The following is a 19,839-nucleotide window of genomic DNA, read 5'->3' as shown; positions in this document are numbered from 1 at the left end:
GGGGTTGACAGGGAAGGAAGCGGAGTCGGCCGTGGGCGCGGAACTCCTCGCGGATGCGTTCGCGGTCACTCAGGCTCATCTGCGTGTACGTGGGACCGGTCCAGCCGACCCACCAGAAGACGGAGTCGTCGGTGCGCCATCCCTGCACCTTCACGTCCTTCTTCGCGACCTTGCCCGAGCCGGTGGTGGGCAGGCCGTGGGACACCCGCACGTAGTGCGGGGCATCCTTGGTGCCCAGGTCCTGCTGGGCGGCGAGGAACTCCTCCAGGCGCAGGTCGGCGAACACCGTCCCCGGCGCGACCTCGAGTGCGGCCATCACCTGATCGCCTGAACGTGGGTCCGGTACGGCGAAGACGCTCGCGGCGACCACGCCCGGGTGGCGCTGGAGGACTCGCTCGACGTGGAGGGCCGAGATGTTCTTGCTGTCTGCCCGGATCCAGTCGCCCTCGCATTCGGCGAAGAAGAGGTACCTGTCCGCGTCGACGTAGCTGATGTCGCCGGTCCAGTAGGCGCCGCGCCGGATGTTCTCGGCGTCGGCCTCGGGGTTGTTGCAATAGCCCTCGAACTTCGCGGCACCCTCGACGTCGATGATCGCACCGACCGCCTGCTCGGCGTTGAGGACGCGACCGTGGTCGTCGAGCACCGCGGCCGGGCACTGCTCCATGGTGCCGACTGGGGTCGAGGACCCGCACGTTCGCTCCCGCGGGACGGCCCACTGCGGTCGGCGGTCCGTCGGGGCTCGGCACGATCAGTCCGCCGGCCTCGCTGCACCCGAACCCCTCGATCAGGCGGCAGGCGAACCGGCGCCCGAGCTCCGCCCGGTCCGCCGGGGCAGCCTCGGTGTCGAAGCCGCGGACCAGCGGGTTGCCGGCATCATCGTCGGCAGCCGGGGTCGCCAACAGGTAGCCGACCGCCTTGCCGACGTAGGTAAAGAAGGTCGCGCCATAGGCACGGACATCCGACAGGAAGCGCGACACGGTGAAGTTCAGGGCAGGAACCGACCGCGGCCGTGAGCCAGGAAGTCGGCACGCAACGCGGACTTGTCGTCACCCATCATCACCTTGTAGACCGGCCGCCCCCGGCCCACCCAGTGGTACACGGGATCGGAAGTCTGCCAGCCTTCGAGCTGCATCTCCTTTTTGCGCAATTTGTTTGATCCCGTTGTCGGCAGCCGATGGGAGAAGCGCACGTATCGAGGCGCGCCCTTGGTGCCGAGATCCGTCTGCCGGGTCAGAAACGTCGACAGGTCGAGGTCGTCGAAGGAGTTTCCGTCCGGTACCTCCACCGCGGCCATAACCTGGTCTCCGGACCGCGGATCAGGGACTGCGAACACACCTGCCGCGACAATCTTCGGGTGCCGCCGGAGGATGCGTTCGGTCAGCAGAGCCGAGATGTTCTCGCCGTCCACCCTGATCCAGTCACCGGAACGACCCGCGAAGTACAGGTATCCCGCTGCGTCGAGGTAGCCGAGGTCCCCGGTCCAGTACCAGCCGTGCCGTACCCGCTCGGCATTGGCCTCGGGATTGTTGTAGTAGCCCTCGAACTTCGCCGCGCCCAGGATGTCGACGATTTCGCCGACAGCTTCTTCCGCGTTGGTCACGCGGCCATACTCATCCAGTTGGGCAGGAGGGCAGACCTGGCGGGTCTCCGAGTTCACCACGATCACGCTGTCCGAGGCCGGCCTCCCGAGCGCCCCCGCAGGTCCGTCCTGGTCGAGCCGGATCAGTCCACCAGCCTCGCTCGATCCGTACCCTTCGATGAGCCGGCAGCCGAAACGGCGGTCGAACTCGGCCTTGTCCTCAGGGGAGGCCTCCGTCCCAAACCCCCGCGTCAGGGTGGTGCATGCGTCACCCGGCCGCTCTGGGGTCGCCAGCACGTACCCGATCGCCTTGCCCACATAGGTGAAGAAGGTGGCGCGGTGCAGACGTACGTCGTCGAGGAACCGTGATGCGCTGAACTTCTCCGCCAGCGCCACGCACGCTCCTGCGACAAGGGCAGGCGCCCACAGCGCCATCAGCGCGTTCCCGTGAAACAGCGGCATACAGCAGTAACAGGTGTCGTCGGGGGTGATGCCGAACCGATCCCTGTTGAGGTATCCGAGACTGGTGAGCCTTCCCTGGGAGCAGATCGCCGCCTTCGACGTCCCTGTGGTGCCGGATGTGAGCAGCAGCAGCATCCGGGTTTGCGCGATGATCGCAGGGTCGCGCCAGGGCCGCGTCGCGTGCGCGTGCACCTGCTCGGCGTAGGCGTCCGTGTCCACGAGCAGGAAACGCTCGGCTGGCACGCCGATGTCCAGTCCGTCGATCAGCATGCGGCTGGCGGTGTCGGTAACCACCATCTGGCAATCGGTGTTCCGCACCTCTTGCTCCAGGTAAGCACCTGACCGGGTGGGATTGATCCCCACGATGACGGCACCGCTCAGCGCCGATGCGCCCAACCAGAACACGTACTCGGGCACGTTGTTCAGGAGCACGCCCACGTGGAACGGCCCTTCGCCGTGCCCTTCGCTGTGCATTGACCTTGCCAGATGAGCGCGGGCGGCGCTCTCGGCGACCACCTCGTTCCAGGTCCACGTCCGCTCACGCGTGCGAAGACCGGGACGATGGTCACCCACGCGATCCAGCAGCAGGTCGGCAATCGTCTCGCGGTTCAACCGTGTCCCCGTCCCTCCTCAGCCGATGGCCACCCGAGATGGCATCTCGGCGCGGGGTTTGCTTAGGCACAGACCGTAGGCGCCGATCGATCGTCCGACCGTGGAGCGTGTCGGCTTTTCTGGCTTATGGAACACGGCCACCCATCCTTCCCGGTTCGCCATGGCTTCCTGCCTGTCGAGCCAGTCCCTCTACCAGGGGGTGGATGACGCGTGGCGCGCAGCGGGCCGACAAGTATCGCCCGGAAGGACGGGGTCGAGCAGCCGTAGGAAGGAGAAGAACCGCCACCAGGCGATTGCGCAGTACCCGGTCACCGACCGGCACCGAGTCCGCCAGCACGCTCATTGGAGGGAGCCTTGTCCGACGTTCGGCGTGGGCACCTCAGAGACGTTGAAAAGGACGTTCTTGACGCGCAGGTACTCCATCAGTCCGGCCAGCCCGCCGGCCTTGCCGTATCCGCTCTGCTTCACCCCGCCGAACGGGGCGAACGGCCCGGCCGGTGCCCCGCCGCCGTTGATCCCGACGCTGCCGACCTCCAAGGCGCCGGCGACCCGCATCGCCCGGTCGACGTTGGCGGTGTGCACGTACCCGGCGAGGCCGTACATGCTGGCATTCGCCAGTTCGATCGCCTCAGCCTCGGTATCGAAGCGCTGCACGACGAGCACCGGGCCGAAGATCTCCTCCGTGTCGAGCTCGCTCCCCGCGGGAACGTCCGCGAACACGGTCGGGGCGAGGAAGTAGCCGGTCCGATCGAGGCGGTGACCTCCAGTGACCAGACGCCCGCTACGCTGCGTCACTGCTCGGTCGATGACGGCGAGGATCCGGTCACAGGCCCCGTGGTCGATGACCGGACCCATCTGCACACCCGGCGTGAACGGGTCGCCGATCGGCACCTGCTCGACAAGGGCTGCGACCCGTGCCGCCACCTCATCGAAAACCGCGCCCTCGACCAGTAGCCGGCTCGGCAGCGAGCAGCCCTGCCCCGAGTTCGAGGTGAAACGCAGGGCGAAGGTGACAGCTGCGTCAAGGTCCGCGTCGGCGAAGACGACGTTTGCGCTCTTGCCGCCCAACTCCAGCACCAGCGGCTTGAGGGTCTCTGCGGCTGCACGCTGGATGTGCCGCGCGGTCTTCAGACCGCCGACGAACGCCACCTTGTCCACGCCCGGATGGCCAACGATCTCGGCACCTACCGTCCCGTCGCCGGGCAAGACGTTGACCAAGCCGTCGGGTAGCCCGGCCTCGGCGCACAAGCGGCCGAACCGAAGCGCGGCGAAGGGTGCCTGTTCCGGCGGCTTGATCACGACCGCGCATCCGGCGGCCAGCGCCGGCGCCACGGTGGTCTGGATGTTCGCCAGTGGATGGTTCCAGGTGAGGATTGCGCCGATGACGCCGAGCGGTTCCAAGAGCGTGAAGTCGAGCGCGCCGGGCAGCCGCAAGGTATCGCCCATTGCCTTGTCCAGCCAGCCCGCATAGTAGTCGAAGAACGTGTGGCCGTTGACGTAGCGGGAGTGCGACAGCGCAGCCGGAGTGCCAACCTCCAAAGCGTTGATGACCGCGAGTTCTTCCGCGTGGGCGCGGATCAACTCGCCGAGCCGGCACAAGATCGCCTGACGGTGATCGAGCGCCATCGCACGCCAGGCGGGCATGGCTGCCCGCGCGGCACGCACGGCAGCGTCGACCTCCTTCCGGCCGGCCAATGGGAACGCTTGTTGCACGGACTCAGTCGTGGGATCGGTGTGCTCGCGCGTCCCCGCGCTGCCCCGGTCGAACCATTCACCGCCGACGAGGATCCCCGGTTCGAGCACTGTGGTCGGATTGGTGGGGCGTTGCAGGTTCATGCTGCGCAGTCCTTCCTCTCCCACGACGCATCACACGTCCTGGTCGTCGAGAGCGAGACGTTATCCGCGCCGGCACCTGGTACCTGGAAGTTCGCCGGTTCGTTCTCGATAGAAGAAAAGACCGCCGCGCTGCGCGTGGTCGGGCGCTCGGTGCAGTTACGTCTCGCTCATGGACAGACTCTTGAGGGAACGCACCGTGCTGGTGACCGGCGCCGGTTCCGGAATCGGCGCAGCCACCGCATCGGCGATCGCAGCTTCCGGCGGTGTGGTGGCGGTCAATGATCTCGACGAGGCCGCCGCTGCGCAGACCTGTCAGCGCATCAATGACGCGGGCGGCCATGCCTGGTGCGTGCCGGGCGATGTGGCCACTCCAGACGGCGCGGAGCATGTGATCGACGAGGCGGTCCGGTCAGTCGGCACACTGACGGGGCTGGTCAACAACGTTGGTGTCGCCCGTGGTGGAGCGCTCGCCACGCTCGCTCCCGCGGAGTGGGACCACATCATGCGCATCGATTGCTCCAGCGCGCTGTACATGAGCCAGCGGGCCTATCCGCATCTGCTCGAATCCGGCGGCGCGATCGTCAACATCTCATCACTGTGCGCGGCGTTCCCCGCGCCGGGCGCCGGTGCATACAACGCCGCGAAGGCAGCCCTGATCACCTTGACCCAACAGTCGGCGCTGGAGTGGGGTCCACAGGGCGTCCGCGTCAACGCGATCGCGCCCGGAATCGTCAGCGGTACCAACTTCTCCGCCACCAGCAACAATGCCGAGCTGGCCGAACGCCGCAGCGCGGTCATCCCGTTACGACGGACCGGCAGCGCTGAGGACATCGCGCCGGTGTGTCTGTTCCTGCTCAGCGAGATGTCTCGATACCTGACGGGCCAGGTGCTGACGGTCGACGGCGGGATGGGTCTCGCCCTACAGACCCTCATTCCCTCCTGAAACACCACGAACCATCGCTGCGCCGCGCCAGCGCGTCAACTGGCGGCCAATGCCTGCCCGGCAAGATAGCCGAAGGTCATCCCGGCAGCCAGGGTGGCACCGGCGCCGGGGTAGCCGGTCCCGAATGCGCTCGCGGCGACGTTGCCGCACGCGAACAGACCGGGGATCGGCGTACCCCAGATGTCGATCACCTGACCCGACGCGTCGGTCAGCGGACCGCCCTTGGTGCCCAGGCAGCCCAGCAGCAGCGGGACCGCGTAGTAGGGTCCCTCCTCCAGCGGGCGCAGCGTGCGGTTCGGGATCACCCGAGCATCGCCGCGGTACGTGTCGTACACCGACTCCCCGCGATGGAACTCCGGATCCTCGCCGCGCACCGCATGGCTGTTGAACTCGCGAACCTGATGCTCGAGCCCGTCGGGATCGATGCCGACTGTGCGGGCCAATTCCGCGAGCGTTGAGGCCGTTGCCATCCAGTTCGGAGTCGGCGAGTCGGGTGTGCAGGTGGCCACCGAGTAGGACTTGCGGAAGCGCTCGTCGAAGACGAGCCAACACGGCTGGTTGGGGTAGCTGTAGGCAACCGGGTCGAAGTTCGCCAACGCTTTCGCCATGTCGTTGTAGTTCATGGCTTCGTTCACGAAGCGTCGCCCCCGCGCATTGACGATCAGGCCGCCGGGAAGCGTGCGCAGGCTGCTGGTGGGCCGGAACAGCGGTGCGTTGTCGTAGCTGTCTCCGGTGGGCTGGATCATCGGGCCCCACCAGGCCTCGCTCATGTTGCCCAGTCCGGCACCGATCGCGATGCTCATCGCCAGGCCGTCACCAGTATTGGCGGGCGGGCTGGCCGGCGCGACCATCGGCCGCCCGAGGAAGCGCTGCACGAAGTCAGGGTTCCACTCGAAGCCGCCGCTGGCGAGCACCACCCCGCGTCGCGCGTGCAGGATGTCCCGCGTCCCACTCTCGCCGTCGACGGCGACCCCGCAGACCCGCCCGGCCGTGTCGCGGACCAGCTCGCGCGCCGGCGCAGCGGTCCGTACCACAGCGCCACGCTGCACCGCGCCGTGGAGCAGCTCACCAATCAAGGCCGAACCCATGCCGACGATGCCCTTGCTCATCCGGTCGGCGAGCAGCGTCCAGTCCCAGTTCTCGAGGGTGTCCATTCCCCACGTGTCCACCTCAAGGCGGGTGATCGGCACGCCGGAGGAGGACTTGCGCAGCCGGTCGCGCAGCGGTTCCGGCAGCTGGGAGGAGTCGAAGAGCCCGCCTTGGATGGTGCGTCCGCCGGTGTGAGCGCCCGGCAGGTGAGGTTGGTAGTCCGGGTGATCCGGATTGACCTCGAACTCGATACCCGTGTGCTTCACGACGAACTCGAGCATGGGATTGACATTGTCGGTGAAGGCGACCAGCAGGTCCGGGTCTCCGTTGCCGAGCGTGATCGCCTCGAGGTAGGCGAGGGCGTCCTCGCGGCTGTCGTGCCCGCCCTGCTTGAGAAGCCAGCGGTTGACGGGGGCCCAGATCGAGCCGCCCGAGACGGCGCTGGTGCCACCGATCAGGCCGGACTTCTCGAGCACCGTGACCTCTAGGTCGGCACCGGCCGCGGTGAGCGCGGCGGTGAGTCCCGCAGCTCCGGAGCCGATGATAATGACGTCAGTCTCGGGCATGTGACGTTCCTTCCAATTGCTCTCGGATCCGGGTGCTGAAGTCCTCCGCAGACGGCGCCAGCAGCGGGCGCATCAGCATCTCCACCATGGGTGCCATGGGGCCCCCGGGCGTGACCTCAAGGGCGAAGGTGAACACCGCGCCCAAGCCCACTGCCGCCCCGGTCTGCGCGCTGGCGCTACCGGCCGGCCCACTCGACCGGGAGGCCGATGATTCCGCCCGCTGTGCCCGCGCATACTCCCCGTGCTGCCGCCGCAACGTGGCCAGTGCCCACCGGCGCACCAGGCGCCGCCACCAGCTCTGCCGCTTCCGGCGCTCCATCGTCGACGGCTCGGCATCGGCAGCCTGCCTCGCCGCGCTGGCGGCCTGCGCGCCGCTGGCACCGCGCGGCGAGATCTCGAACGTGCCGGTGCCCTCCAGTCGCTCGGTGATCCCGGTGATCGAGTATGTCGCGCGGCGCCCCGGCTCCTGCTCGAGCATGACGACCTCCAGGTCGACCTCGCGCGCGAGGACACCGACGTCACCACGCAACGTCCACACCGAGGTGCGCTCGTCCACGATGCGGAACTTCTGGAAGCCGACGACGAACTGCGCCCAGTTGTCGAACTCCATCAGGTAGTCCCACAGAGCCTCCGGCGAGGTGTCGATCTCGACCGTGTGCGTGCCTGAGATCATCCGCGTTCTCCCTCAACGGTTCACACAGCGCCGGCACATCGGCGACGCTCCGGCCAATCTAGTCAGCCCGTGTTCGCACCAGTCGGCGACCAATGCGTTTTCCCCTCTGCAGAAGGGCACCGCACCCTGAAGACCCGGAGGAGTTCCTCAGGCCAGAAAGCGGTCCGGCGCGCCGCCCTGCGTCCCCGCTACCGGCATATGTCTGGTTCAGGGAACGTAGAAAGGTCTGATGGTGGCCCGAACCGAGGCAGCAGAGAACCCCGCGCTGGAGGAGCTGTACGCGGGTTTTCGACGCGAGGGTCTCGTCCCGCTGTGGACCGAGATCGGCAATCTCATGCCCACCAAACCGCATCCGACGGCCCGCCCGCACCGGTGGAGCTGGGGATCCCTGCTGCCGCTGGCCGAGAGCGCCGGCGAACTGGCGGCGGTGGGCCGGGGCGGTGAACGCCGTGCGATCGCGCTCGCCAACCCGGGCCTGGGTGGCCGCCCGTTCGCGACGCCGATGCTGTGGGCGGCCATCCAGTATCTCGGCCGAGGCGAGGTGGCTTCCCCACACCGTTACACTGCGGGCCCGCGCGATCGACGACTACACCCACATCGACTGGCTGCATGGGTGAGTGAGCGAGTGCGATCACGGGGCGTTGCACATCGCTGGTATAACCTTGACCCTACCCGGCACTACTTGCCTAATGTTCGCAGCGGCAGCTATGCCCGGGGTCGTTGCGTCACGAGGAGGTGACCGTGTCGCACAGTATTGGCACGGCGTCAGTTCCCTACCCCATCGAGTCGGTCGACAATGCCCTGCGGCTCTTGCAGTTGCTGCACGAGCATGACGAACTCGGCGTCACTGCGGCGGCGCGGCTGCTCGGCGTCGCACCGTCCACCGCGCACCGGCTGTTCGCGATGTTGGTCTTTCGCGGCTTCGCGGTGCAGAACGCCCGCCGCACGTATGAGCCGGTGCCGGATCACCTGCGGCGAACTCGCACCGAACCTGCTCTCAGCGACCAGGCCGCAGTGCTGCGACCACTGCTTACCAATGTGATGCGTGCGCTCGACGAGACCGTCCACTTCGTCGTCCTCCGCGGGACGGCCGCATTCTTCGTCGAGGGTGTCGAGGCCGAGCACCCGTTGCGCGTCATCTCCCGCGCCGGGCTCACCATGCCGGCCCACTGCACCGCAGCCGGTAAGGCGATGCTTGGGCACCTCTCCCCGGCCGAGATCGACGCGCTCTACCCGCGCGGCCTGCCCGACGTCTACGGGCCTGCCCCGGCGGATTTGCCGACTCTGAAGCGGCAGTTGGCGTCGGTGCGTCGCGCCGGGTTTGCAGTCAGCCGGGAGGAGCACGAACGCAGCGTCGTGGGAACGGCCGTGTCCCTGCGCGACCAGGAAGGCCGGCTACGCGGTGCGCTGGCGGTCGGCGTCGCGAGCGCGCGGTGTCCCAACAGCCGCCTGCCCGAGCTAGCCCAACATCTCCTGGATGCTGCAGCAGCCGCCCGCCCCCTATTGAGCCAGTTGGGGGCACTGCGTGGCGGTGACACCACCCGGCGCTAGGTCGCCGTCGGCTGACCGGCACCGCCGCCGTCGGAAGCGACCCGCGCCGCCTGATCGGTCCGGGCTTTCAGCCCTGACCGATCAGTTGCCGTGACTGCTGGTGGGCGCTGGCGATGATCTCGGCTCGATTTAGCCCGTTGCGCCGTGCCGCGAGTTCCTCGTTGCCACCCGCGATGTGCAGCGGCCCGTGCTCGATATGCTCCAGACCTTCGCGGGCCACGTCCTCGGGCTCAGCCACGATCAGTCCGGGTAGGTCGAAGCGCAGCCCGAGCCGTTCCATTGCCGGGGTCCGGGTCACGCCCAGCACGAGCTCGAGCACGGCGACACCGTGCTCGCGTAGCTCCAGCCAGAGCCCCTCGGCGAACACCCGGCTGAACGCCTTGGCACCGGAGTAGATACTGATCTCCGGTTGCCCCATATAGCCGGCGAGCGAGCCGACAAGGATGATGCCGCCCCGCTTGCGCTCCCGCATGGGCGGGCCGAAGTGCCGGCACAGCGCCAGCGGCGAGGTGATGCTGAGGTCGATCACGCGTTGCACGTTCCCCGGCGCACTTTCCAGGAAGGGCACGTGATTGGTGTTCGCGCCGGCGTTGCAGATCAGCAGCCCCACCTCAAGATCGGCGGTGGCCGCGGCGATCTGCTCCATCGCGCCCGCGTCGGTCAGGTCCACCGAGACCGTACGGACCTCGACCCCCCGACCCGCCAGTTCGGCCGCGGTGCGCTCGAGCGGCCCAGGCTTGCGTGCGAGCAGCACCAGGTTGATCCCGGCGTCGGCGAGCAGTCGGCCGAACGCTGCGCCGACGCCTTCAGAACCGCCGGCTATGACCGCCCACGGCCCGTACTTGCCTGGGTCCACCATTATCAGCTCTCCTTCGCTGTGCGGCGGACCGGCAGTCGGCCCGCGACGGGATATCAGGCGACCAGCAGCCGATCCGCGACCAGGGCATGCAGGGCCTCGACCTGTTCGCAGTAATGACCAGCCGATCGAGACCGGATGGTGACGTTCACGACGGTCGCCCCGGCTGCGGATGCGGCCTCGATGGCTGCCACGGTGCGCGCGGCCTGCCCAATCGGGTCGCACAGTCCGGTGCCGAGCACGACGTCGAAGCCGTCCGGCACCTCACGCTCGGCGAGCATGCCGGCGACCACCTCGTGACCAAGATCGGTGGGCACCCAACCGTCCCCCAGGCCCAGTGCCCGATCGAGCGAGGCGCCACTGCGCCCGCCCACCCACATCGGTACATGTTCCTGCACTGCGTGCGGCTCGACGATCACGTCTGAATAGCTGAAGAACTCCCCCGTGAACTGCGGCTCACGGCGCCCCAAAGAGCAACGCAGCGCGCGCATCGCTTCGTTGGTGCGTTTGGCCCTGCTGCGGAACGGCACCTCGAGGAGTTCGAACTCCTCTTCGATACTGCCGATGCCGACCCCGAGGATGAGCCGGCCGTCTGAGACCCGGTCTAACGTGCCGTAGCGCTTGGCGACGGCCAGCGGGTGGTGCAACCCGAGCGCGACGACCTGAGTAGCCAAGCGCAGCCGCCGAGTACGAGCAGCAAGGAATCCCAGGGTGGGTAGCGGGTCCCAGAAGACGGCACCGCGCGTCGTCGTGCCTCCAGTCGGCACGGCGATGTGCTCGCTGCAGGTGAGGTGGTGGAAGCCAAGCCGGTCCGCGGTCTCCGCGATGCGTGCGAGCTCCTCGATCCCCGCCTCGTCCTCCCACTCGCAGCTGACTGCGGGCACACGTGAGACGATCGGGCTGATGAGTCCGATGTGCAGTGGCCGCACGGTCAGCCTCCGTAGGTGATGATCGGCAGCAGGCGGTCACGGTCGAGAGCGTGGCGCAGCGCCACGTCACCCTCCTCGAATGGCAGCACCGGATCGACTAGTGCCTTCGCATCGAGGTAGCCCATTTCGATGAGCTTCGCGAGGCGCGGAATGTCGCGTAGCACGTTGCCCCCGCCATAGGCGGCGGACAGGTACCGCTTGGCGTGGTAGTCGAACGGCCCAGGTGCCGACTCCCACACCGCGGGATCGGAGGTGGGTGCCGTCCAGCCGGTGTGCACGAAAGTGCCCCCGCGGCGCGTCGCCCGGAATCCCCAGCTCACCGCTTGCGCGCCAGTCCGGTCCTGCGGCTGCCCAGTGCTCGGCTCGCCGAGCGTGCGGCCGGTTGCCTCGAAGACATGGTCGGCGCCGCGCCCGTTGTAGAAGCCAGTGTGCGGCTTGCCACCGGCAGCCATGTTCTCGGTGTCCGGAGCGCACAGCTCGCGGATGCGGTCGATGACGCCGTCCCCGAGTTCGTCGGGATCGAGCACCACGGTGGCGCCGGCCGCCTTGGCGGCTTCCACGCGGTGCAGGATGCGCTCCACCGAGATGATCGGCCGCGCGCCCATCATCTTGGCGGCCTGGATGATCGACAGCCCGAGCGGGCCGGCGCCGATCACCGCGACGCTGGAGGCGATGCTGATCGGCATGCCGACCAGGCCGAACGTCCAGCCCGGTCCCGGCACGCAAGCCAGCGTGGCCAGTTCCACGTCCGACAGCGGCGAGTCGTTGACCGGAATGACCCAAGGCTCCGGGCAGATGGAGTACTCGGCGAAACCACCGGTGTGGTCCTGCCAGACGGGCGTGCCGTCTTCCAGGGTGGCGAACGGCGGATTGGCCGGATAGGTCGGGTCGGTCCAGTCGATGTCGCTCTTGTGCCCGCACGCCGCCCACTCACCGCGCACGCAGCTGTAGCAGGTGCCACAGCTAGGGGTGACCGGGGTGACAACGCGGTCGCCGACCTTCACCCGGCGCACCTGCTCTCCGACCTCTACCACGACTCCCATCGCGCCGTGGCCTGGGCTGACCGCCTTCTCGCGTCGCTCGTTCGGGACGGCGACGTTGGGTACCAGCGTGTAGCACGCTTGAGCGGCGAGGTTCTTGATCACGACATCGGTCGGGCGCCGGTCCCGCAGCCGCAGCTGCCGGATCTCGAACCAGTTCTGGTAGCGGACCCAGCCGCGCATCGTCTCCGGCGTTCCCGCCGCCTCGGTCTGCACTCTCGCCGTCCTTCCGTCCGGGTTTCAGCTGTCTGCAATCTAGAAGCGATTCCGGGCGGTCATGGACGTGGACGCGGCCGTTCTTGTGTCCAGAAGGTGCTAGCGCGGTCGCGGGCCCGCCTCACAAGCTGACCTAGGCTTACGCTCAGTGACCAGGTCCAGCCGGTCAGACCCGCGAGAAGGAGAAGCAATGGTCGCCAAGACCTCGCCCGACCTGACATCCCCGTTCCGGGGCTGGGTGCGATACCGGGACCGGTTCGCGATCGAACAGTTGCAGCTCGAACCGATCGGGCCGACGGACGTCGTCGTGCATAACCGCGCTGCACAGGCCTGCTACACGCTGGCGGAGTTCTTGCCGGACGGCCTGCACACCGACGCAGCCAGCGACGCCACCCTCACCCCCCGCGGCGGGCACGACTTCACTGACGGGCGGGCCAAGGCTCCTGGGCACGGCGCTGCGGGCGTGGTGGTGGCGGTCGGATCGCAGGTGCGGCGGGTGGCCGTGGGCGATCGCGTGGTAACGACGGTGCTGCCGAGTTGCGGGACTTGCTACAGCTGCGTGCGCGGTGAGTGGTACGCGTGTGGGCACAAGAACGACATCCAGTGGGCAGATCGCGATAACCCCGCTTTCGCGACCCTGCTCGACGGCACGCCGGTCTGGCAGGATCACACGGGTGGATTCGCCGAGCTCTCGGTGTGCCAGGAGGCGTGGGTCGTGCCCGTCAACGACTCGCCGCTGTCGGACGTCGAACTCTCGGCGCTGTCCTGCGCTCCGGGCTCTGGCTGGAGCTTCGGCCTGATCGGCATGCCGATCACGATCGCGTCGAGCGTAGCCGTCATCGGCACCGGCCCGCTCGGCCTGGCGATCATCCAGGCGGCGCGGATGATGGGTGCCCGGCTGATCATCGCCGTCGAGCGCATTCCGCACCGGATGACCGCCGCCAAGGAGGCGGGGGCGCACGTCGTCCTCGATGCGGATGAACTCGACGCCGACGTGGTCGAGCGGATCCGTGAACTGTGCGGGCCAACCAGCGAGAACATGGCAGCCGGCGGCAAGCCGTACACCGGCTTCTACCACGGTCGCGGCGCCGACCACGTTTTCGAGGCGACCGGCCGCACCTTCGGTGCCCCGTCCACCGGGCAACCTCGCGACCCCACTGGCTCGGCCCCGGTGTCGTGGGGCGTCGCCGCGACGCGTCGCGGGGGGACCTTCGTGCACACGGGATGGACGGCGCCCACGAGCGACCCGGCAGTATGGGACCCCGCCCCAGGGCCATTCGACTACCACGCCAAGCAATACCTGTCCGCGTCCTACGGCGGCGGCAACGTGCTGCGTGACATCCCGCGTCTGGCGAAGCTGATCGAGTCCGGTCACCTGGACGCGCGGGCACTGTGCGATCCTGTGCTGCCGTTCGAGCAAGGTGACATCGCCCTCCGGCACGCGCTCGACCGAGACCGCATCCTGCCGATCATCAGCTACGCCGCGCCCGCCGGGCAGGTCTGAGGTGGCTACTTCGACCGATTCGTTCGGCGGCGAGGTGCTGCGCGAGCTCGCGGTACTGCGCGACGAGCTGGCTCGCCTGCGCTGCGTCGCAGACGCGCACGAGATCACGCGGCTGGTGATGAGCTACGGTCCGCTCGTCGATGCGGGCGACGCCGAGGGCACGGCACAGCTGTGGACCGAGTCCGGCCGGTACGAGGTCGACGGCGTCCTCGGCATGCAGGGCCGCGAGCAGATCGCGCAGATGGTGCATTCGCCCATGCATCAGGCGCTCATCCGTGAGGGTGCCGGGCACGTTCTGACGACGCCGCGGATCTCGGTGCAGGGCGATGAGGCAGAGGCGTTCAACCACGCTCTCCTGATCGCTCACGAAGCGGGCATTTACCGGATCGCGCGCATCTCCGCGAACCATTGGCGCTTCGTTCGTAACGGCGAGGGCTGGCGCGTCGTCTCCCGGGTGAACCGGCCGCTTGACGGCCGCGAGGCATCACGGCGGCTCTTTGCCCAGATCGGAGACCAGTCCTGAGCACCAACGAAACGGGGTCCCGCTCCGCCGGGGCGCTCTCGGGCCGCGTCGGCGTGATCACCGGTTCAGGGAAGGGAATCGGACGCGCCCTGGCCGTGGCCTTCGCATGCGAAGGGGCGACCGTCGTCCTGTCCTCGCGCACCCGCTCGGATCTGGAGGAGACGCTCGCCCTGGTGCAGCGGGCTGGGTCGACGGGTTCGATCGTGGTCGCCGATGCCACCACCGCCGATGGTGCTGCAGCGCCCGTCCAGGCGGCGATTGATAAATACGGCAGGCTGGATGTGCTCGTGAACAACGTGGGTGGACGGATCGCCGGCGACCACGACCCGTTCTCCGGCGACGTCGAGGTGTTTCATGCCGAGTTAGTGCTGAACCTGATGTCGGCATGGTGGGCGACCCGGGCTGCGCTGCCACACATGAAGGAAAACCGTTACGGACGCATTATCAACATCGGCTCGGGGGCGTCTCGACGCAGCGGATCGCGTGCAGGATACACCGCGGCAAAGCACGGTCTGGTGGGACTCACGCGCTCGCTGGCAGCGAGTTGCGCCCGGTGGGGCATCAACGTGAACTGCCTCTGCCCGGGATGGACCGAGACGCACGACTGGGCGGAGCTCGCCTCGCGCGAGGGAACGACGATCGCCGAATATCTACACAGCGCGACCTCCCAGAACCTGCAGCAACGAATCGTGCAACCGGACGAGATGGGGGCGATGGCGGTGCTTCTCGCTTCGGACGTCGGAGCCTCGGCCATCACCGGGCAGGTAATCGCAGTGGACGCGGGGCACAAAGTCTAGGCAACGCGCCTCCGTCAGGTGTTTCGACTGAGTTCCGCCTGCGGACCAGCCGAGGCTCTTCGCCTGCTGGAATGGACGCCATGTTTCTGGCGATCAGGATGACAGGAGCGGGACCAGGTGCAGGCGTGCGCCTTCCTCGGCGAGGATCTCGATGGGGGCGCGGTGCCGACGGGTGTTGACCGGCTCTCACCAGGCCGGCCGCGCAGGCCTCCTCCAGCTCGGCAAAGCTTCCACAGACCGCGCGCAGGTTGGTGGCCGTGGGTATCAGGTCCTCTTTGGCGATCTTCACGGTGTTCTCCACCCCGCCCTTGGATTCGGGGTCGGACGCTCGTAGGTATGCACCTGTCGCCACGCACCCGTAATGCTGGCCCAGTTCGACCATCAGCAGGTAACGGACCGCCATCTTGGCGATGTGCTCAACGTCACCGTCTTGGGCGTCACGCTCTTTGTGCCAGAGCCAGTTTCTCGTGACCGTTTACACAGGACCCACGCCGACCGACCTGCCCGTTCTCCACTGCAGAAAGCACTCTGTCACGGCGCTGGACAACAGCCCCGCTCGTACACCATCTCGGGTAGCGGGACCGCATCCCGATCGTGGCGCACCGACAGTACCCTCGGCGGTACGCGTGCAGGAGCCCGGAGGAGTTCACTTGTGACTGCATTGGTCACCCGGCGGTTGCTGACGTCACTGCCGATGCTGTTTCTGGTCACGCTGATGGCCTTCTCTCTCAGCTATCTACTGCCTGGTGATACGGCGACAGCGATCGCAGGCGAAGGTGCCAATGCCGAGCGCGTCGAGGCGATCCGCCAGCAGATCGGCCTCGACCAGGGCTTCGTGAGCCGCTACGTGAGCTGGCTTGGGGGACTGCTCACCGGAGACCTGGGAACCTCTTGGGTAACCGGCCAGTCGGTCAGCTCAGAACTGCTGCGGCGCCTCCCGGTGACGGCGAGCATCGCCGCAGGCACCCTACTGATCGCGGTGCTTCTCGGCGTGCCGATCGGTTTGCTGCAGGGAATGCGCGCTAGGCGTTCTTTCGACCGCGCGGCGCTGCTGGCTACCGCGGTCGGGTTGGCGATTCCCAACTTCTGGCTGGCCACCATCCTGACAGGCACCTTCTCCGTCCAGCTAGGCTGGCTCCCCGCCTTGGGATATACACCGATCAGCAGCGGCGTCGTGCCCTGGATGAAGCATCTGGTGCTTCCGTGCCTCACCCTCGGGGTGTTCGCCGCCGCAGAGATGGCACGCCAGGTACGCACCAGCTATCTACACGTCCAAGAGCAGCCCTACATCCAGACCGCCATCGCCAAGGGAATCCCGGCGAGGTCCCTCGTCGGGAAGCACATTATGAAGAACGCCGCCGCGCCGGCCATCACAGTCCTCGGCATTCGCTTGAGTCACCTGATTTCCGGAACGGTGATCGTCGAGGAGATCTTTGGTGCACCGGGCATCGGCAAATTCGCGATCGAATCCATCCGGTCGCACGACTTTCCGTCGATCCAGGTGCTGATCCTGTTCTCCGCGATGTTCGTCGTAATCATCAACATGGCCATCGACGTGGTCTATTGCTTCCTCAACCCGAAGGTGCGGCTGTCATGACTGCTGCCACGATCTCCCCGCCGCGCAGTCCGCAGGTGCCCCGCGGGCAGACCGTCCTCGGTAAGCTGCGGCGTCAACCAATGACGATGGCTGCTGTGCTGTTCATCGCCATGCTCGGCCTGGCAGCGCTACTCGCCCCGGTGCTGAGCCCCTACAGACCGCACGACACCGACTACTTCGCCATCCTGCAGACGCCGTCCCCGGCGCACCTGCTGGGTACCGATGACCTCGGCCGGGACATCCTCAGCAGAATGCTGTACGCGACCCGCGCTTCGCTGCTCGCCTGCCTGCAAGCGGTGGGGCTCGCGGTTTTCGTCGGTGTGATCATCGGTCTGCTTGCCGGATACTTCGGGGGCTGGATCGACCGCCTGCTCATGATCGTAATCGACAGCCTGCTCGCGATTCCCGGCCTGCTGCTTGCGCTGGCCCTTGTCGGCGCGCTAGGCCCGGGGCTGGTAAACGCCTCCTTCGCGCTCAGCATCATCTTCGTCCCGGTCTTCGCGCGGATCACCCGGATCCAGGCTGCGGCCGTGAACCAGGAGCCGTACATGGAGGCCTCCCGCTCTATCGGTTTGACACACCGTCGATCCGTGCTGCGCCACCTGTTGCCCAACACCGCGGCACCGCTCATCGTGCAAATCTTCATCACCCTGGGCGTCGCGATCGTCGCCGAGGGTGCCATGAGCTACCTGGGAATGAGCATCCAGCCCCCGGAGGCGAGCTGGGGAAACATGCTGCAACGATCCTTCTCAACGATCAACGAGGCGCCGTGGCTGATCTTCATCCCCGGGGCGCTAATGACCTTGACGGTGCTGGCGTTCCAGGTGATCGGTGATGGCCTGAACCGTTCCTTCGCCCTCGACACCCGTAGTGAGACGTGACATGAACACCTCACCCATGCCGCTGCTCGAAATTTCCGGGCTGCGGATCAGCACGCGCGGCGCCTCCGCGCTGCACCTCGTGGAAGACATCAACCTCTCGGTCGGCCGAGGCGAGACGTTGGGCATCGTCGGTGAGAGCGGCTCCGGCAAGAGCATCAGCTGCCAGGCCGCGCTGGGTATCCTGCCCTCTGCACTGGAGGTCACGGCCGGACGAGTCGTCTTCGACGACACCGAACTCACACACCTCGACAACCGCCGACTCAACCATATCCGTGGGCGGCGCATCGGAGTGGTGTTCCAGAACCCGCTGAGCAGCCTGAACCCGGCGTTGACAGTGGGACACCAGATCGCCGAGGGCCTGCGGGTACACAAGGGACTGTCTCGCAAGCGTGCCTGGCAGCGCGCTGTCGAGCTGCTCGACGTCGTGCGGATCCCGGCGCCACACTTGCGGGTCAAGAACTACCCACATGAGATGTCCGGTGGCATGGCTCAGCGGGCGTTGATCGCGATGGCGATCGCGTGCGAGCCAGACCTGCTGGTGGCCGACGAGCCGACCACCGCTCTCGACGTAACCATCCAGTTGCAGATCCTGGATCTGCTGGCCTCTCTCCGGGACGAGCTCGGTATGGCGCTGATCCTGGTCTCCCACGACCTCGGGGTCATCACCCGCATGTGTGACCGGGTCGCGGTCATGTACGCCGGACAAATCGTCGAATCCGGGGCCACGAACGAGTTGTTCGCACAGCCGGCTCACCCGTACACCTCCGCTCTGATTTCCTCGAGCGCGGTGAACGTGGCCAAGGGCACCTCGCTGACGGCGATCCCGGGGCAGGTGCCGCGACCGCGGGACTTCCCGACCTCGGCCTGCCGCTTCGCCAACCGCTGTGCACATGCCGAGCCCGCCTGTGTGGCGGAGGCGCCGGCGTGGACTCCCATCCGCGAAGACCGGGGCACCCGTTGCCGACGCGTCGCGGAACTGGAGCTGCCCGGGCTGCGCGAGCCGGACGCCGCCTCAACGGCGGAGCCAGACCTGGCAGCGGCGAGCAGCGAGTCGGTCGGCGATGCCGCGCTGGACGTCCACCAGCTCGTCAAGCACTTCGCCGTCCGCTCGTCTCGCGGGCGCCGCCAGGTCGTGCACGCTGTCGACGACGTGAATCTCAGCCTCAGGCCGGGTCGAATCCTAGGCTTGGTCGGCGAGAGCGGATCGGGCAAGTCGACGGTGGCGCGGCTGTTGCTGCGGCTGATCGATCCCTCCGGCGGCCGAGTGGTCGTCATGGGTGAGGATCTGGCTCGGTTGAAGCGCAACCTCCTGCGCAAACAACGCAAGCACATGCAGATGGTCTTCCAGGACCCGTACGGCACGCTCGATCCGCTCATGAACGTGGGTCAGAGCATCGCCGAGCCGATGCTCGTCCACTTCTCAATGTCCGCGGCCAAGCGCCGTGATCGGGTGTTCGAGCTGCTCGACAGGGTAGGGCTCGACCCGTCCGTGGCAGACCGGCGCCCTGCGGCGCTCTCCGGTGGACAGCGGCAACGCGTGGCGATTGCGCGGGCGCTGGCGCTGAACCCGACCCTGATCGTCTGTGACGAGGCGGTCAGCGCACTCGACGTCTCCACGCGCGCGCAGATCATCAATCTGATCCAGGGACTCAAGGAGCGCGAAGGTATCGCTTTCGTCTTCATCGCCCACGACCTCGCGACCGTGCACCACGTCAGCGACGACATCGCGGTGATGTACCTGGGCAGAGTGGTCGAGTACGGCCCGGCAGACCGTGTATATCTGGCGCCCGCGCACCCCTACACCCGGGCCCTGCTCGCCTCCGTCCTGCGGCCAGGCGAACACAACGAGGACTCCGGCCACAGAGCGATCGGCGAGATTCCCAGCCCGATCGATCCGCCGTCGGGGTGCCGGTTCCGGACCCGGTGCCAGTTCGCGGTGGACATCTGCGCGGCCGAGACACCGCAACCCATGCCGATGCCGGGCGGCGGATGGTCGGCATGCCATCTCAACACGCCCTCCCCCGAGGCAGCCGTGATTCTCACTGCCGAAGGGTTCAGCTGATTGAACCGGGTAAGCCACGCGTCGAGGTGCCTGTTGGACAGATCCTGTTGCGCGTGGCTCCCCTCCGAACCCCGCGGGCCAGTTTCCGGCACGAGGCTCTCCAGTGATCTACGCCGCGTTCGC

General features: G+C 67.4%; 16 protein-coding genes and 2 pseudogenes. 9 read left to right on the top strand and 9 right to left on the bottom strand.

The annotated features are described in order from the left end of the window. Window positions 1-83 precede the first annotated feature (83 nt). Window positions 84-215 carry a hypothetical protein gene (locus Mth01_RS30200; protein ID WP_275409016.1) on the top strand — a complete coding sequence of 44 codons (132 nt, stop codon included), beginning with the start codon at window positions 84-86 and terminating at the stop codon, window positions 213-215. Window positions 216-229: 14 nt separating this feature from the next. Here Mth01_RS30200 and Mth01_RS29905 read toward each other — a convergent pair. The 4 genes and pseudogenes from Mth01_RS29905 to Mth01_RS23410 form a co-directional block, all read right to left on the bottom strand. Further along, a pseudogene (locus tag Mth01_RS29905) lies at window positions 230-664 on the bottom strand (AMP-binding enzyme); the annotation flags it as partial. Between the two features lie 67 nt (window positions 665-731). Next, a pseudogene (locus Mth01_RS30470) lies at window positions 732-977 on the bottom strand (acyl-CoA synthetase); the annotation flags it as partial. A gap of 8 nt (window positions 978-985) precedes the next feature. Next, entirely contained in the window at window positions 986-2,653 is a 1,668-nt protein-coding gene (locus tag Mth01_RS23415) for an AMP-binding protein (protein ID WP_204018085.1), read from the bottom strand. A gap of 339 nt (window positions 2,654-2,992) precedes the next feature. After that, window positions 2,993-4,489 carry an aldehyde dehydrogenase family protein gene (locus tag Mth01_RS23410; protein ID WP_204018084.1) on the bottom strand — a complete coding sequence of 499 codons (1,497 nt, stop codon included), beginning with the start codon at window positions 4,487-4,489 and terminating at the stop codon, window positions 2,993-2,995. A 169-nt stretch (window positions 4,490-4,658) separates the two neighbouring features. Between Mth01_RS23410 and Mth01_RS23405 the strand changes: the two genes are divergently transcribed. Beyond that, a complete protein-coding gene (locus tag Mth01_RS23405) occupies window positions 4,659-5,432 on the top strand; it encodes an SDR family NAD(P)-dependent oxidoreductase (protein ID WP_275409013.1) in 774 nt (257 codons plus the stop codon). 35 nt (window positions 5,433-5,467) lie between these two features. Here Mth01_RS23405 and Mth01_RS23400 read toward each other — a convergent pair whose 3' ends face one another. Together Mth01_RS23400 and Mth01_RS23395 are read right to left on the bottom strand one after the other, a co-directional pair. Further along, window positions 5,468-7,087 (bottom strand): FAD-dependent oxidoreductase, encoded by a 1,620-nt coding sequence (locus Mth01_RS23400; protein ID WP_204018082.1) that lies wholly within the window; start codon window positions 7,085-7,087, stop codon window positions 5,468-5,470. Further along, window positions 7,074-7,760 (bottom strand): SRPBCC family protein, encoded by a 687-nt coding sequence (locus Mth01_RS23395; RefSeq protein ID WP_204018081.1) that lies wholly within the window; start codon window positions 7,758-7,760, stop codon window positions 7,074-7,076. The genes Mth01_RS23400 and Mth01_RS23395 overlap by 14 nt, the downstream gene beginning before the upstream one ends. A gap of 735 nt (window positions 7,761-8,495) precedes the next feature. On the opposite strand from Mth01_RS23395, the gene Mth01_RS23390 reads away from it, so the two are divergent. Continuing rightward, the gene (locus tag Mth01_RS23390; RefSeq protein WP_204018080.1) at window positions 8,496-9,311 is read left to right on the top strand and encodes an IclR family transcriptional regulator; all 816 of its coding nucleotides are present in this window, start codon (window positions 8,496-8,498) and stop codon (window positions 9,309-9,311) included. A gap of 67 nt (window positions 9,312-9,378) precedes the next feature. On the opposite strand, the gene Mth01_RS23385 is transcribed toward Mth01_RS23390, so the two are convergent. Genes Mth01_RS23385 through Mth01_RS23375 form a run of 3 tightly spaced genes read right to left on the bottom strand, consistent with a single transcriptional unit; the run spans window position 9,379 to window position 12,352 of the window. Continuing rightward, window positions 9,379-10,170: an SDR family NAD(P)-dependent oxidoreductase gene (locus Mth01_RS23385; RefSeq protein ID WP_204018079.1), complete on the bottom strand. Its 792-nt coding sequence runs from the start codon at window positions 10,168-10,170 to the stop codon at window positions 9,379-9,381. 53 nt (window positions 10,171-10,223) lie between these two features. Beyond that, a complete protein-coding gene (locus tag Mth01_RS23380; RefSeq protein WP_239089933.1) occupies window positions 10,224-11,096 on the bottom strand; it encodes a TIGR03619 family F420-dependent LLM class oxidoreductase in 873 nt (290 codons plus the stop codon). 2 nt (window positions 11,097-11,098) lie between these two features. After that, on the bottom strand, window positions 11,099-12,352 hold the full coding sequence (locus Mth01_RS23375) for an alcohol dehydrogenase catalytic domain-containing protein (RefSeq protein WP_204018078.1): 1,254 nt from the start codon (window positions 12,350-12,352) through the stop codon (window positions 11,099-11,101). Between the two features lie 190 nt (window positions 12,353-12,542). On the opposite strand from Mth01_RS23375, the gene Mth01_RS23370 reads away from it, so the two are divergent. The 6 genes from Mth01_RS23370 to Mth01_RS23345 all read left to right on the top strand — a co-directional run bounded on the left by Mth01_RS23370 (window position 12,543) and on the right by Mth01_RS23345 (window position 19,716). Further along, window positions 12,543-13,856, top strand: coding sequence for a zinc-binding dehydrogenase (locus tag Mth01_RS23370; RefSeq protein WP_204018077.1), 1,314 nt, complete (start codon window positions 12,543-12,545; stop codon window positions 13,854-13,856). Window position 13,857: 1 nt separating this feature from the next. After that, window positions 13,858-14,379 carry a nuclear transport factor 2 family protein gene (locus tag Mth01_RS23365; RefSeq protein WP_204018076.1) on the top strand — a complete coding sequence of 174 codons (522 nt, stop codon included), beginning with the start codon at window positions 13,858-13,860 and terminating at the stop codon, window positions 14,377-14,379. A gap of 53 nt (window positions 14,380-14,432) precedes the next feature. Further along, entirely contained in the window at window positions 14,433-15,176 is a 744-nt protein-coding gene (locus Mth01_RS23360; protein WP_204018075.1) for an SDR family NAD(P)-dependent oxidoreductase, read from the top strand. Window positions 15,177-15,828: 652 nt separating this feature from the next. Next, window positions 15,829-16,773 (top strand): ABC transporter permease, encoded by a 945-nt coding sequence (locus tag Mth01_RS23355; protein WP_204018074.1) that lies wholly within the window; start codon window positions 15,829-15,831, stop codon window positions 16,771-16,773. After that, window positions 16,770-17,654: an ABC transporter permease gene (locus tag Mth01_RS23350; protein ID WP_204018073.1), complete on the top strand. Its 885-nt coding sequence runs from the start codon at window positions 16,770-16,772 to the stop codon at window positions 17,652-17,654. The genes Mth01_RS23355 and Mth01_RS23350 overlap by 4 nt, the downstream gene beginning before the upstream one ends. A gap of 1 nt (window position 17,655) precedes the next feature. After that, the gene (locus Mth01_RS23345; protein WP_204018072.1) at window positions 17,656-19,716 is read left to right on the top strand and encodes a dipeptide ABC transporter ATP-binding protein; all 2,061 of its coding nucleotides are present in this window, start codon (window positions 17,656-17,658) and stop codon (window positions 19,714-19,716) included. Window positions 19,717-19,839 lie beyond the last annotated feature (123 nt).

This window comes from Sphaerimonospora thailandensis, assembly GCF_016863115.1.
In the GTDB taxonomy this organism is placed as follows: domain Bacteria; phylum Actinomycetota; class Actinomycetes; order Streptosporangiales; family Streptosporangiaceae; genus Sphaerimonospora; species Sphaerimonospora cavernae.
The sequence above is the reverse complement of the archived record's forward strand: the minus strand, read 5'-3'. Positions and strand labels throughout refer to the sequence as shown.

Excerpts from the sequence above, each read along its gene's own strand:
- Mth01_RS23410 (WP_204018084.1), bottom strand. The coding sequence starts at position 4,489 with ATGAACCTGCAACGCCCCACCAATCCGACCACAGTGCTCGAACCGGGG.
- Mth01_RS23405 (WP_275409013.1), top strand. The coding sequence starts at position 4,659 with ATGGACAGACTCTTGAGGGAACGCACCGTGCTGGTGACCGGCGCCGGT.
- Mth01_RS23400 (WP_204018082.1), bottom strand. The coding sequence starts at position 7,087 with ATGCCCGAGACTGACGTCATTATCATCGGCTCCGGAGCTGCGGGACTC.
- Mth01_RS23395 (WP_204018081.1), bottom strand. The coding sequence starts at position 7,760 with ATGATCTCAGGCACGCACACGGTCGAGATCGACACCTCGCCGGAGGCT.
- Mth01_RS23385 (WP_204018079.1), bottom strand. The coding sequence starts at position 10,170 with ATGGTGGACCCAGGCAAGTACGGGCCGTGGGCGGTCATAGCCGGCGGT.
- Mth01_RS23370 (WP_204018077.1), top strand. The coding sequence starts at position 12,543 with ATGGTCGCCAAGACCTCGCCCGACCTGACATCCCCGTTCCGGGGCTGG.
- Mth01_RS23350 (WP_204018073.1), top strand. The coding sequence starts at position 16,770 with ATGACTGCTGCCACGATCTCCCCGCCGCGCAGTCCGCAGGTGCCCCGC.
- Mth01_RS23345 (WP_204018072.1), top strand. The coding sequence starts at position 17,656 with ATGAACACCTCACCCATGCCGCTGCTCGAAATTTCCGGGCTGCGGATC.